We start from the raw sequence: 13542 nt of genomic DNA, 5'->3' as shown, positions 1-13542 counted from the left end.
ATGACCCGAAGCCCACGCCGAGCCGGCGGGGGCCATCCCAGACATCCTTTAAGGCCCGTCCAGTGAGGCGGGGAAGGAGGTCCGCTTCGGCATGACCGCAGACAAAGAACCGACGCTGCAGGAACCGGCTCCCCGGCCGCCGCACCAGGTGCTGGACGGCACGGACATCGCCCGGGTCATCACCCGGATAGCGCACGAGATCGTCGAGCGCGCCAAGGGCGCCGAGGACGTCGTGCTGCTCGGCATCCACACCAGGGGCGTCCACCTCGCCCGCCGCCTGCACGGCAGGCTGGCCCAGATCACCGGGCGCGAGATCCCGCTGGGCACCCTGGACATCACCATGTACCGGGACGACCTGCGGCTGAAGCCCGCCCGCGCCCTGGAGCACACCGAGATCCCGCCCGGCGGCATCGACGGCAAGCTCGTCGTGCTGGTCGACGACGTGCTCTTCTCCGGCCGCACCATCCGCGCCGCGCTCGACGCGCTGAACGACATCGGCCGGCCGCGCGCCGTCCAGCTCGCCGTCCTGGTCGACCGCGGCCACCGCGAGCTGCCGATCCGCGCCGACTACGTGGGCAAGAACCTCCCCACCTCGCTGCGCGAGGCCGTGCAGGTGCGCCTGTCGGACAGCGACGGCGTGGACGCCGTCCTGGTCGGCGACCGCGACTTCGCGTCACGCTCGTCGCAGGCCATGGCCGCCAAGCCCACCGAACCGCACCTCCCGGAGTAGCCCGCGTGAAGCGCCACCTCGTCTCCGCCGCCGATCTCAGCCGCGACGACGCGCTGCTGATCCTGGACACCGCCGAGGAGCTGGCCCAGCTCTCCGGCCGGGCCGTCAAGAAGCTGCCCACGCTGCGCGGCCGCACCGTCGTCAACCTCTTCTTCGAGGACTCCACCCGGACGAAGACCTCCTTCGAGGTCGCCGAGAAGCGCCTCTCGGCCGACGTCATCAACTTCTCCGCCAAGGGCTCCTCGGTCTCCAAGGGCGAGAGCCTCAAGGACACCGCGCTGACCCTGCAGGCCATGGGCGCCGACGCGGTGGTCATCCGCCACCACGCCTCCGGCGCGCCGGCCCGCCTCGCCCAGTCCGACTGGCTGCACGGCAGTGTGATCAACGCCGGTGACGGCACCCATGAGCACCCCACCCAGGCGCTGCTCGACGCCTTCACCATGCGTCGCCACCTCAACCCGGGCGCCGGCCACGATCTCGCGGGCCGCCGGGTGACGATCGTCGGCGACGTCCTGCACAGCCGGGTCGCCCGCTCCAACGTGCACCTGCTGACCACCCTCGGTGCGCAGGTCACCTTCGTCGCCCCGCCGACGCTGCTGCCGATCGGCATCCAGAACTGGCCCTGCGAGATCAGCTACGACCTGGACAGCGTGCTGCCCAAGACCGACGCACTGATGATGCTGCGGGTCCAGCGCGAGCGGATGAACGCCGCGTTCTTTCCGACCGAGCGCGAGTACAGCCGCCGCTACGGGATGAACGGCCTGCGGATGGCCCAGCTGCCGGAGCAGGCGATCGTGATGCACCCCGGCCCGATGGTCCGCGGCATGGAGATCACCGCCGAGGTCGCCGACTCGCCGCGCTGCACCGCCGTCGAGCAGGTCGCCAACGGCGTCTCCGTCCGGATGGCCGTCCTCTACCTGCTGCTCGGCGGAGCCGTCTTCACCGACGGACCCGCCGACCCCGCCCGCACCGACTCCGTGGAGACCGCCCAGTGACCAGCTACCTGATCCGCAACGCTCAGATCCTGGGCGGCGCCCCGCAGGACCTTCTCCTCGCCGACGGTGTGATCAAGGAGATCGGCACCGGCCTGGCCGCCGACGCGGACATCGAGATCGACGCCACCGCGCTGATCGTGCTGCCCGGCCTGGTCGACCTGCACACCCACCTGCGCGAGCCCGGCCGCGAGGACGCCGAGACCGTGCTCACCGGCACCCGGGCCGCCGCGATGGGCGGCTTCACCGCCGTGCACGCGATGGCCAACACCACCCCGGTGGCCGACACCGCCGGCGTGGTCGAGCAGGTCTGGCGGCTCGGCCAGGAGGCCGGCTACTGCGACGTGCAGCCGGTCGGCGCCGTCACCGTCGGCCTGGAGGGCAAGAAGCTCGCCGAGCTCGGCGCGATGCACGAGTCCGCCGCGAACGTCCGGGTCTTCTCCGACGACGGCAAGTGCGTGGACGACGCGGTGCTGATGCGCCGCGCCCTGGAGTACGTCAAGGCCTTCGACGGCGTCGTCGCCCAGCACGCGCAGGAGCCGCGGCTGACCGAGGGCGCCCAGATGAACGAGGGCCAGGTCTCCGGCGAGCTCGGGCTCGGTGGCTGGCCGGCCGTCGCCGAGGAGTCGATCATCGCCCGCGACGTGCTGCTCGCGGCGCACGTCGGCTCCCGGCTGCACGTCTGCCACGTCTCCACGGCCGGCTCGGTCGAGATCATCCGCTGGGCCAAGGCCAAGGGCTGGGACGTCACCGCCGAGGTGACCCCGCACCACCTGCTGCTCACCGACGAACTGGTCCGCTCCTACGACCCGGTGTACAAGGTGAACCCGCCGCTGCGCACCGCCGAGGACGTCCAGGCGCTGCGCGCCGCGCTCGCCGACGGCACCATCGACGCCGTCGCCACCGACCACGCGCCGCACCCGGCTGAGGACAAGGACTGCGAGTGGGCCGTCGCCGCGATGGGCATGGTCGGCCTGGAGACCGCGCTCTCGGTCGTGCAGCAGACCATGGTCGACACCGGCCTGCTGAACTGGGAGGGCGTCGCCGACCGGATGTCGCACCGCCCGGCCCGGATCGGCCGCCTCACCGGGCACGGCCGGCCGATCTCGGTGGGTGAGCCCGCCAACCTGGTGCTGTTCGATCCCGCGTACCGTGGTGCCGTGAACCCGGACAGCTTCGCCACCCGCAGCCGCAACACCCCCTACAAGGGCCTTGACCTGCCCGGACGGGTGCACGCCACCTTCCTGCGCGGGCGCGCCACCGTCCTGGCCGGCGAGCCGGCCGAGCAGGACGGCACGGTCTGATGGACTACGCCACGCTCGCCAAGGAGCAGGCGAAGGTCACCAACTGGCCCGGGTACATCGGCTGGTCGATCGGCCTGCTGATCCTCATCGGCCTCGTCTACTGGCTGATGCGCCAGGGCTGGAACTGGCGGCGCACCCTGCAGTCCGGCATCCCGCCGCTGCCCGCCGTGCCGGAGCGCGCCGGGCGCACCATCCTGGAGACCAGCGGCCGGTACCACGGCACGACCACCGCCGGGAACTGGCTCGACCGGGTCGTCGCGCACGGCCTGGGCACCCGCAGCCGGGCCGACCTCACCCTCGGCGAGGACGGCCTGCTGGTCCGGCGCCCCGGCGACGTCGACTTCTGGATCCCCGCGGAGCACCTGACCGGTGCCCGTACGGACTCCGGGATCGCCGGCAAGGTCGTCCCGTCCGGGCTGCTCGTCGTCACCTGGACACACGACGGCTCCGAGCTGGACTCCGGCTTCCGGGCCGACCACCCCGACGAGCACGCCGCCTGGGTCGAGGCGATCACCCAGCTCGCAACACGTACGAAGACGAAGATGACGGAAGAGGCCGCACAATGACCGCACCTGCCCCCACCACGCAGCGCCAACGGCGGGAGCGCCCGGTTTCGAATCGTGCGGCCGCCGTGCTCGTCCTGGAGGACGGCCGGACCTTCCACGGCCAGGCCTACGGCGCGATCGGCGAGACCTTCGGCGAGGCGGTCTTCAACACCGGCATGTCCGGCTACCAGGAGACCCTCACCGACCCGTCGTACCACCGCCAGGTGGTCGCGATGACCGCGCCGCAGATCGGCAACACCGGCTGGAACGACGAGGACGACGAGTCCCAGCAGATCTGGGTCGCCGGCTACGTCGTGCGCGACCCCTCCCGGGTCGCCTCCAACTGGCGCTCCCGCCGCTCGCTCGACGAGGAGCTCGTCCGCCAGGGCGTCGTCGGCATCAGCGGCATCGACACCCGCGCGCTGACCCGCCACCTGCGCGAGCGCGGCGCGATGCGCTGCGGCATCTTCTCCGGCGCGGCGCTGGCCGACCAGGCCGACCTGCTCGCCCGGGTGCAGCAGTCGCCCGAGATGAAGGGCGCCGACCTGTGCGCCGAGGTCGCCACCACCGAGCCGTACGTGGTGCCCGCGATCGGTGAGAAGCGCTTCACCGTCGCCGCGCTGGACCTCGGCATCAAGGCGATGACCCCGCAGCGGATGGCCGAGCGCGGCATCGAGGTGCACGTGCTGCCGGCCAACTCGACCCTGGAGGACGTCTACGCCGTCAACCCGGACGGCGTCTTCTTCTCCAACGGCCCGGGCGACCCGGCCACCGCCGACCACCAGGTCGCCGTGGCGCAGGGCGTGCTGGAGCGCAAGACCCCGTTCTTCGGGATCTGCTTCGGCAACCAGATCCTCGGCCGCGCGCTGGGCTTCGGCACCTACAAGCTCAAGTACGGCCACCGCGGCATCAACCAGCCGGTGCAGGACCGCACCACCGGCAAGGTCGAGGTGACCGCGCACAACCACGGCTTCGCCGTGAACGCTCCGCTGGACAAGGTGAGCGACACCCCGTACGGGCGGGTCGAGGTCTCCCACGTCTGCCTGAACGACGACGTGGTCGAGGGCCTGCAGGCACTCGACGTCCCCGCCTTCAGCGTGCAGTACCACCCCGAAGCCGCTGCCGGGCCGCACGACGCCGCCTACCTCTTCGACCGTTTCGTGAGCCTCATGGAGGGCCAGCGTGCCTAAGCGCACCGACATCAAGTCCGTCCTGGTCATCGGCTCCGGCCCGATCGTGATCGGCCAGGCCGCCGAGTTCGACTACTCGGGTACGCAGGCCTGCCGGGTCCTCAAGGCCGAGGGCCTGCGGGTCGTGCTGGTGAACTCCAACCCGGCCACGATCATGACCGACCCGGAGATCGCCGACGCCACCTACGTCGAGCCGATCACCCCGGAGTTCGTCGAGAAGATCATCGCCAAGGAGCGCCCCGACGCGCTGCTGCCGACCCTGGGCGGGCAGACCGCGCTCAACACCGCGATCTCCCTGCACGCGGCCGGCACGCTGGAGAAGTACGGCGTCGAGCTGATCGGCGCCGACGTCGAGGCGATCAACAAGGGCGAGGACCGCGACCTGTTCAAGGGCGTCGTCGAAGCCGTCAACGCCAAGATCGGCCACGGCGAGTCCGCCCGCTCGGTCATCTGCCACACGATGGACGAGGTGCTGGCCGGCGTCGACACGCTCGGCGGCTACCCCGTCGTCGTCCGCCCCTCCTTCACCATGGGCGGCGCCGGCTCCGGCTTCGCCCACAACGAGGAGGACCTGCGCCGCATCGCCGGCCAGGGCCTGACCCTCTCGCCGACCACCGAGGTGCTCCTGGAGGAGTCCATCCTCGGCTGGAAGGAGTACGAGCTGGAGCTGATGCGCGACAAGCAGGACAACGTCGTGGTCGTCTGCTCCATCGAGAACTTCGACCCGATGGGCGTGCACACCGGTGACTCGATCACCGTCGCCCCGGCGATGACGCTGACCGACCGCGAGTACCAGATCCTGCGCGACATCGGCATCGCCGTCATCCGCGAGGTCGGTGTCGACACCGGCGGCTGCAACATCCAGTTCGCCGTCAACCCGGAGGACGGCCGGGTCATCGTCATCGAGATGAACCCGCGGGTGTCCCGCTCCTCGGCGCTCGCCTCCAAGGCCACCGGCTTCCCGATCGCCAAGATCGCCGCCAAGCTGGCCGTCGGCTACACCCTGGACGAGATCCCCAACGACATCACCGAGGAGACCCCGGCCTCCTTCGAGCCGACCCTCGACTACGTCGTGGTCAAGGTGCCGCGGTTCGCGTTCGAGAAGTTCCCGAGCGCCGACGCCACGCTGACCACCACCATGAAGTCGGTCGGCGAGGCCATGGCGCTGGGCCGCAACTTCCCCGAGGCGCTGCAGAAGGCGCTGCGCTCGCTGGAGAAGAAGGGCTCCCAGTTCAGCTGGACCACCCCGGTGGGCGAGAAGGCCGAGCTGCTGGCCAAGGCGGTCGTGCCGACCGACGGCCGGATCAACACCGTGATGGACGCGATCCGCGCCGGCGCCACCCCGGAGGAGGTGTTCGAGGCCACCAAGATCGACCCGTGGTTCGTCGACCAGCTCTTCCTGCTCGACGAGATCGCCGACGAGCTGGCCCAGGCCGCCGAGCTCACCCCCGAGCTGCTGCGCCACGCCAAGCGGCACGGCTTCTCCGACCAGCAGATCGGCGAGATCCGCGGCCTCAAGCCGGACGTCGTCCGCGAGGTGCGCCACGCCCTCGGCATCCGCCCGGTGTTCAAGACCGTCGACACCTGTGCCGCCGAGTTCGCCGCCAAGACCCCGTACTTCTACTCGTCCTACGACGAGGAGAACGAGGTTGCCCCGCGCACCAAGCCCGCCGTGATCATCCTGGGCTCCGGCCCGAACCGCATCGGCCAGGGCATCGAGTTCGACTACTCCTGCGTGCACGCCTCCTTCGCGCTCGCCGACGCCGGGTACGAGACCGTCATGGTCAACTGCAACCCGGAGACCGTCTCCACCGACTACGACACCTCCGACCGGCTCTACTTCGAGCCGCTCACCCTGGAGGACGTGCTGGAGATCGTCCACGCCGAGCAGCAGGCCGGCCCGCTCGCCGGCGTCATCGTCCAGCTCGGCGGCCAGACCCCGCTGGGCCTGGCCCAGGCGCTCAAGGACAACGGCGTGCCGATCGTCGGCACCCAGCCCGAGGCGATCGACCTCGCCGAGGAGCGCGGCGCCTTCGGCCGCGTCCTGCGCGACGCCGGCCTGCCCGCCCCCAAGCACGGCACCGCCTTCTCCTTCGAGGAGGCCAAGGCGATCGCCGACGAGATCGGCTACCCGGTGCTCGCCCGCCCGTCCTACGTGCTCGGCGGCCGCGGCATGGAGATCGTCTACGACGAGGCCTCGCTCGCCTCCTACCTGGAGCGGCACGCCGGTCTGATCTCCGAGCACCCGGTGCTCATCGACCGCTTCCTGGACGACGCGGTGGAGATCGACGTCGACGCGCTCTACGACGGCACCGAGCTGTACCTCGGCGGCGTCATGGAGCACATCGAGGAGGCCGGCATCCACTCCGGCGACTCCGCCTGCGCGCTGCCGCCGATCACCCTCGGCGGCCACGACATCAAGCGCCTGCGCGCCTCCACCGAGGCCATCGCGCGCGGTGTCGGCGTCCGCGGTCTGATCAACATCCAGTTCGCCCTCTCCGGCGACATCCTGTACGTCCTGGAGGCCAACCCGCGCGCCTCCCGGACCGTCCCGTTCACCTCCAAGGCGACCGCCGTGCCGCTGGCCAAGGCCGCCGCCCGGATCTCGCTCGGCGCCACCGTCGCCGAGCTGCGCGCCGAGGGCCTGCTCCCGGCCGAGGGCGACGGCGGCACGCTGCCCGCCGACGCGCCGATCGCGGTCAAGGAGGCCGTGATGCCGTGGAGCCGTTTCCGCGACATCCACGGCCGCGGCGTGGACACCGTGCTCGGCCCGGAGATGCGCTCGACCGGTGAGGTCATGGGCATCGACAAGGTCTTCGGTACCGCCTACGCCAAGGCGCAGACCGGCGCCTACGGCGCGCTGCCCACCAAGGGCAAGGTCTTCGTCTCCGTCGCCAACCGGGACAAGCGCAACCTGGTCTTCCCGGCCCGCGCGCTGGTCGGCCTCGGCTTCGAGCTGCTCGCCACCGCCGGCACCGCCGAGGTGCTGCAGCGCGGCGGCATCCCGTCCACGCTGGTGCGCAAGCACAGCGAGGGCGAGGGCCCGAACGGCGAGAAGACGATCGTCCAGCTGATCCACGACGGTGAGGTCGACCTCATCATCAACACGCCGTACGGCACCGGCGGTCGCCTCGACGGCTACGAGATCCGCACCGCGGCCGTGGCCCGCGCGGTGCCCTGCCTGACCACCGTCCAGGCGATGGGCGCGGCCGTCCAGGGCATCGACCGGCTGCTGCGCGAGGAGGTCGGGGTGATGTCGCTCCAGGAGCACGCCGAGCTGATCAACGCCGGCCGCAAGTAGCACCACCGCAGTGGGGGGCACCGAAGCCAGTCGGGTGCCCCCCACTTCCATGCCCACGTTCATTGCGGGACCCGGGAGTTGACCCCCTTGTACAAGCTTCTGTTCGACCTGGTCTTCAAGAAGATGGACCCCGAGAAGGCCCACCACCTGGCCTTCTTCTGGATCCGGCTCGCCTCCTCGGTGCCGGGCCTGCGCACCCTGGTGCGGCTGGTGCTCGCACCGCGCGACCGGGCCCTGCGCACCGGCGCCCTCGGCCTCGACCTGCCCGGCCCGTTCGGCCTCGCGGCCGGCTTCGACAAGAACGGCGTCGGCATCGACGGCCTGGCCATGCTCGGCTTCGACTACGTCGAGATCGGCACCATCACCGGCGAGCCCCAGCCCGGCAATCCGACGCCCCGGCTGTTCCGCCTGGTCGAGGACCGCGCGCTGATCAACCGGATGGGCTTCAACAACCAGGGCTCGGCCCGGGTCGCCGCCCGGCTGGCCGCCCGCCCGCACACCAGCTCGACCCCGGTGATCGGCGTCAACATCGGCAAGACCAAGGTCGTCGAGGAGGCCGACGCCGTCGCCGACTACGTCAAGTCCACCGAGCGGCTGGCGAAGTACGCCGACTACCTGGTGGTCAACGTCAGCTCGCCGAACACCCCCGGGCTGCGCAACCTGCAGGCCGTGGACCACCTGCGCCCGCTGCTCGCCGCCGTCCGCGAGGCCGCCGACCGCACCACCGCGCACCACGTGCCGCTGCTGGTCAAGATCGCCCCCGACCTGGCCGACGAGGACGTCGACGCCGTCGCCGACCTCGCCCTGGAGCTGGGCCTGGACGGCATCATCGCCACCAACACCACGATCGGCCGCGAGGGCCTGCGCACCGACGCCGGGCGGGTCGAGGAGATCGGCATGGGCGGCCTGTCCGGCGCCCCGCTCAAGGCCCGCGCCCTGGAGGTCCTGCAGCGGCTGCGCGCCCGCACCGAGGGCCGGCTGACCCTGGTCTCGGTCGGCGGCATCGAGACCGCCGAGGACGCCTGGCAGCGGATCATCCACGGCGCCGACCTGGTCCAGGGCTACAGCGCCTTCATCTACGAGGGCCCGCTCTGGTGCCGGCGGATCCACCGGGGCCTGTCCGCCCGGCTCCGGGCCGCGGGCTTCGACGACCTGGCCTCCGCCGTCGGCAGCGCCGTGCGCAGCTCGTGACCCCGCTCATCGGATCCGGCCCGACCGGTCCCGGAAAGTCCGGAAACTCCGGAAACTCTGGAAAGGACGACATGACCCTCGCCCCGTTCGGCACCCGGCTGCGCCAGGCCCTCGACACCCGCGGCCAGCTCTGCGTCGGCATCGACCCGCACGCCTCCCTCCTCGCCGCCTGGGGGCTCGGCGACGACCTCGCCGGGCTGGAGACCTTCAGCCGCACCGTGGTCGAGGCCCTGGCCGACCGGGTCGCCGTGCTCAAGCCGCAGGCCGCGTTCTTCGAGCGCTTCGGCAGCAAGGGCATCGCGGTGCTGGAGAAGTCCGTCGAGGAGGCCCGGGCGGCCGGCGCGCTGGTCCTGATGGACGCCAAGCGCGGCGACATCGGCTCCACCATGGCCGCCTACGCCGAGGCCTTCCTGTCGCCCGGAAGCCCGCTGTTCTCGGACGCCGTGACGGTCAGCCCGTACCTGGGCTTCGGCTCGCTGCGCCCGGCCCTGGACCTGGCCCGCGAGCAGGGCTGCGGCGTCTTCGCGCTCGCGCTCACCTCCAACCCGGAGGGCGCCGAGGTGCAGCGCGCGGTGGGCGCGGACGGCGAGCCGGTCGCGGCCTCGGTGCTGCGGCAGCTGGCGGCCGAGAACGCGGGCGCCGAGCCGCTGGGCTCCTTCGGCGCGGTGGTCGGCGCGACGCTGGCCGACGCGGGCGTGGACCTGGCCATCAACGGCCCGCTGCTGGCCCCCGGGATCGGCGCCCAGGGCGCGACCATGGCGGACCTGCCGCGGGTGTTCGGCGCCTCGGTGCTGAACGTGGTGCCCAGCGTGAGCCGGGACGTGCTCAAGCACGGCCCCTCGGTGACGGCGCTGCGGGAGGCGGCGGACCGCTTCGTCGGGGAGTTCGCGGAGGCCGTCAAGTAACGGAGGGCGTCCGCCTGGTTGCGGAAGGCGGGGCTTTGGTAGCCGCCCGGTGACCGTGTGGAGTGTCCGCAGGACGGCGGCGCCGTCGCGGAGTCGACGTGAGCGCCGTCACATCGGAAGTGTCAAAGTCTCGCAATCGCGGTCATTTTGCCCGGGAAAGTCCTGGTCGGCCTTGGCTGACCAGGACTTTTCGTGTTCTTTTCCTGACGTGGCGCCGCAATCCGGGTAGTGTCCGGCGATAGGTCATCGGCGAGCCGCGATTTACGCGTCTCCCGCAGGTCAGGGCCTTGTGGTTCCCCTTGCGGACGGTGTCCTCGGTACCGAACCAGTCCTAGCTCAATCCCTTCCATCCACACCTGAGGTGAACGGCGTGGCTCTTCCGCCCCTTACCCCTGAACAGCGCACCGCCGCGCTCGCCAAGGCCGCCGAGGCTCGCCGGGAGCGCGCCGAGGTCAAGAACCGGCTCAAGCACTCCGGCGCCTCCCTGCACGAGGTGATCAAGGCCGGCAAGGCCGACAACGACGTCATCGGCAAGATGAAGGTCTCGGCACTGCTCGAGTCCCTTCCGGGCGTCGGCAAGGTCCGCGCCAAGCAGATCATGGAGCGCCTCGGCATCAGCGAGAGCCGGCGCGTCCGGGGTCTCGGCACGAACCAGATCGCCTCCCTGGAGCGGGAGTTCGGCGGGGGTGCCGCCTGACCGTGCCCCGGTGGTCCCGGGAAGCTCCGCGATCCGGGATAATCGGTGCATGAGTGAGCGTCCGCGGCTGACCGTGCTCTCCGGCCCCTCGGGGGTCGGCAAGAGCACGGTCGTCGCTCATATGAGGAAGATGCACCCCGAGGTCTGGCTCTCGGTGTCGGCGACGACCCGCCACCCGAGGCCCGGCGAGAAGAACGGGGTCCAGTACCACTTCGTCGACAACGACGAGTTCGACAAGTTGGTCGCCAACGGCGAGCTGCTGGAGTGGGCCGAGTTCGCCGGGAACCGCTACGGCACCCCGCGCGCGGCCGTACTGGAGAAGCTGGAGCGCGGCGAGCCCGTGCTGCTGGAGATCGACCTTCAGGGTGCCCGGCAGGTGCGCGAGTCGATGCCCGACGCCCAGCTGGTCTTCCTGGCCCCGCCGAGCTGGGACGAGCTGGTCCGCCGGCTGACCGGCCGGGGCACCGAGGCGCAGGACGTGATCGAGAAGCGGCTCGACGCCGCCAAGATCGAGCTCGCCGCCGAGCCCGAGTTCGACACGACCCTTGTCAACACCTCGGTCGAGCAGGTAGCGACCGAACTGCTAGCCTTGCTCGGTGTAGCCTGACCTGTCTGTCTTTTCCACCCTTTCGGAAGGTTTTCGCGTGTCCTCTTCCATGACCGCGCCCGAGGGCATCATCAACCCGCCGATCGACGAGCTGCTTGAGGCCACCGACTCGAAGTACAGCCTCGTGATCTACGCCGCCAAGCGCGCGCGCCAGATCAACGCGTACTACTCCCAGCTCGGTGAGGGTCTGCTGGAGTACGTCGGCCCGCTGGTCGACACCCACGTGCACGAGAAGCCGCTGTCGATCGCGCTGCGCGAGATCAACGCCGGCATGCTGACCGCCGAGGCGGTCGAGGCCGCCTGAGGCGGTCGATAGTTTCCTGGTTTCCGGAAGGGCCCGGCGGAATCGTTTCCGCCGGGCCCTTCCGTGTGTCCGGGGTGTCTCGGGGGTGGCCCAGGGTGTTCCGGGGCTTCCCGGGGGCTTTCCGGCCTGGGGGTGGGGCACCCGCGCGGGTGGCGGCCGGCGGGCCGTAGGGTGGGCGGGTTCCCGATGCGGAGAAAGGTCGGTAGATGAGCGCTCCAGCGGACGCCCCCCGCGTGGTCCTCGGCGTGAGCGGCGGGATCGCCGCCTACAAGGCGTGCGAGCTGCTGCGCCGGTTCACCGAGTCCGGCCACCAGGTCACCGTGGTGCCCACCGAGGCCGCGCTGCACTTCGTCGGCGAGGCGACCTGGGCCGCGCTGTCCGGCCGCCCGGCCGCCACCGAGACCTGGGAGCGCGTCCACGAGGTGCCGCACGTACGGATCGGGCAGCAGGCCGACCTGGTCGTGGTCGCCCCGGCCACCGCGGACCTGATCGCCAAGGCCGCCCACGGCCTGGCCGACGACCTGCTGACCAACACCCTGCTCACCGCCCGCTGCCCGGTCGTCGTGGCGCCCGCCATGCACACCGAGATGTGGGAGCACCCCGCCACCCGGGACAACGTCGCCACGTTGCGCCGCCGGGGCGTGATCGTGCTGGAGCCGGCCGTCGGGCGGCTCACCGGCAAGGACACCGGCAAGGGGCGGCTGCCCGAGCCGTCCGCGATCTTCGACGCCTGCCGGGCCGTGCTGCGCCGCGGCGGGGCGGTGGCGCACGACCTGGCGGGCCGGCACGTGGTGGTCTCGGCCGGCGGCACCCGGGAGCCGCTGGACCCGGTGCGCTTCCTCGGCAACCGCTCCTCCGGCAAGCAGGGCTACGCGCTCGCGGTGACGGCCGCGGCCCGCGGGGCCCGGGTGACCCTGCTCTCGGCCAACGCCGAGCTGCCGGACCCGGCCGGGGTGGACGTGGTGCACGTCTCGACCGCGCTGGAGCTGCGCGAGGCGGCGCTGAAGGCCGCCGAGGACGCGGACGCGGTGGTGATGGCCGCCGCCGTGGCCGACTTCCGACCCGCCGAGTACGCGACCGGCAAGATCAAGAAGGTCGAGGGGATCGAGCCGGCGCCGGTCGCGCTGGTCCGCAACCCCGACATCCTGGCCGAGCTGTCGGCCCACCGGACCCGTTCGGGCCAACTGGTCGTGGGTTTCGCGGCGGAGACCGACGACGTGCTCGCCAACGGCCGCGCCAAGCTCGCCCGCAAGGGGTGCGACCTGCTCGTCGTCAACGAGGTGGGCAACGGCAAGGCCTTCGGCACGGACGTCAACGAGGCCGTCGTGCTGGGCGCGGACGGCAGTGAGACGGCCGTTCCGGTCGGTCCGAAGGAGGCGCTCGCGGACGTGGTTTGGGACCTGGTCGCAAAGCGGCTGGAACCGGGCGGCAACTGATCGAAAGTGCCCGCGGAAGGTTCGAGAATTCCTGAAGCGGGTGACGTTCGACGGAACCAGACCGTTAGAATCCAGGAATCAAGTCTTTCCGGAGTTCCCCGGTCCACCCGGGGAACTTCAGTCAGCAGCCGCTGCAACCCCAGGGAGCGCTGTGTCTCGCCGCCTGTTCACCTCGGAGTCCGTGACCGAGGGACACCCCGACAAGATCGCTGACCAGATCAGCGACACCATCCTTGACGCTCTCCTGCGTGAGGACCCGACTTCCCGGGTCGCCGTGGAGACGCTCATCACCACCGGCCAGGTGCACGTGGCCGGCGAGGTGACCACCAAGGCGTACGCG

General features: G+C 71.3%; 13 protein-coding genes. All 13 read left to right on the top strand.

The features are described from left to right. Positions 1 to 91: 91 nt before the first annotated feature. Positions 92 to 730 carry a bifunctional pyr operon transcriptional regulator/uracil phosphoribosyltransferase PyrR gene (gene pyrR, locus OP86_RS15045; RefSeq protein WP_051830107.1) on the top strand — a complete coding sequence of 213 codons (639 nt, stop codon included), beginning with the start codon at positions 92 to 94 and terminating at the stop codon, positions 728 to 730. Positions 731 to 735: 5 nt separating this feature from the next. Beyond that, on the top strand, positions 736 to 1725 hold the full coding sequence (locus OP86_RS15040) for an aspartate carbamoyltransferase catalytic subunit (protein WP_030056196.1): 990 nt from the start codon (positions 736 to 738) through the stop codon (positions 1723 to 1725). Then, complete coding sequence (locus OP86_RS15035; protein WP_030258945.1) at positions 1722 to 3026, top strand: dihydroorotase; 1305 nt, start codon at positions 1722 to 1724, stop codon at positions 3024 to 3026. The genes OP86_RS15040 and OP86_RS15035 overlap by 4 nt, the downstream gene beginning before the upstream one ends. Continuing rightward, the gene (locus OP86_RS15030; protein ID WP_030056193.1) at positions 3026 to 3592 is read left to right on the top strand and encodes a PH-like domain-containing protein; all 567 of its coding nucleotides are present in this window, start codon (positions 3026 to 3028) and stop codon (positions 3590 to 3592) included. Before OP86_RS15035 ends, OP86_RS15030 begins: the two co-directional genes overlap by 1 nt. After that, entirely contained in the window at positions 3589 to 4761 is a 1173-nt protein-coding gene (gene carA / locus OP86_RS15025) for a glutamine-hydrolyzing carbamoyl-phosphate synthase small subunit (protein WP_234435020.1), read from the top strand. Before OP86_RS15030 ends, carA begins: the two co-directional genes overlap by 4 nt. Continuing rightward, positions 4754 to 8062 carry a carbamoyl-phosphate synthase large subunit gene (gene carB, locus OP86_RS15020; protein ID WP_030056191.1) on the top strand — a complete coding sequence of 1103 codons (3309 nt, stop codon included), beginning with the start codon at positions 4754 to 4756 and terminating at the stop codon, positions 8060 to 8062. Before carA ends, carB begins: the two co-directional genes overlap by 8 nt. A gap of 87 nt (positions 8063 to 8149) precedes the next feature. Continuing rightward, a complete protein-coding gene (locus tag OP86_RS15015; RefSeq protein ID WP_030056190.1) occupies positions 8150 to 9253 on the top strand; it encodes a quinone-dependent dihydroorotate dehydrogenase in 1104 nt (367 codons plus the stop codon). 71 nt (positions 9254 to 9324) lie between these two features. Beyond that, positions 9325 to 10158, top strand: a complete 834-nt coding sequence (gene pyrF, locus OP86_RS15010; RefSeq protein ID WP_030258949.1) for an orotidine-5'-phosphate decarboxylase — start codon at positions 9325 to 9327, stop codon at positions 10156 to 10158. Between the two features lie 370 nt (positions 10159 to 10528). Beyond that, positions 10529 to 10855 (top strand): integration host factor, actinobacterial type, encoded by a 327-nt coding sequence (gene mihF, locus OP86_RS15005; protein ID WP_030056187.1) that lies wholly within the window; start codon positions 10529 to 10531, stop codon positions 10853 to 10855. Positions 10856 to 10904: 49 nt separating this feature from the next. Then, positions 10905 to 11462, top strand: coding sequence for a guanylate kinase (gene gmk, locus OP86_RS15000; RefSeq protein WP_078589057.1), 558 nt, complete (start codon positions 10905 to 10907; stop codon positions 11460 to 11462). A gap of 37 nt (positions 11463 to 11499) precedes the next feature. Beyond that, entirely contained in the window at positions 11500 to 11766 is a 267-nt protein-coding gene (gene rpoZ, locus OP86_RS14995; RefSeq protein ID WP_030056185.1) for a DNA-directed RNA polymerase subunit omega, read from the top strand. A gap of 206 nt (positions 11767 to 11972) precedes the next feature. Next, positions 11973 to 13202, top strand: coding sequence for a bifunctional phosphopantothenoylcysteine decarboxylase/phosphopantothenate--cysteine ligase CoaBC (gene coaBC, locus OP86_RS14990; RefSeq protein WP_030056184.1), 1230 nt, complete (start codon positions 11973 to 11975; stop codon positions 13200 to 13202). Between the two features lie 151 nt (positions 13203 to 13353). Further along, a partial coding sequence (locus tag OP86_RS14985) for an S-adenosylmethionine synthetase N-terminal domain-containing protein (RefSeq protein ID WP_030258952.1) occupies positions 13354 to 13542 on the top strand: 189 nt, incomplete at its 3' end.

The organism is Streptomyces novaecaesareae, assembly GCF_000716875.1.
In the GTDB taxonomy this organism is placed as follows: Bacteria; Actinomycetota; Actinomycetes; order Streptomycetales; family Streptomycetaceae; genus Kitasatospora; species Kitasatospora novaecaesareae.
This window is presented reverse-complemented; position numbering and strand designations above follow the sequence as displayed.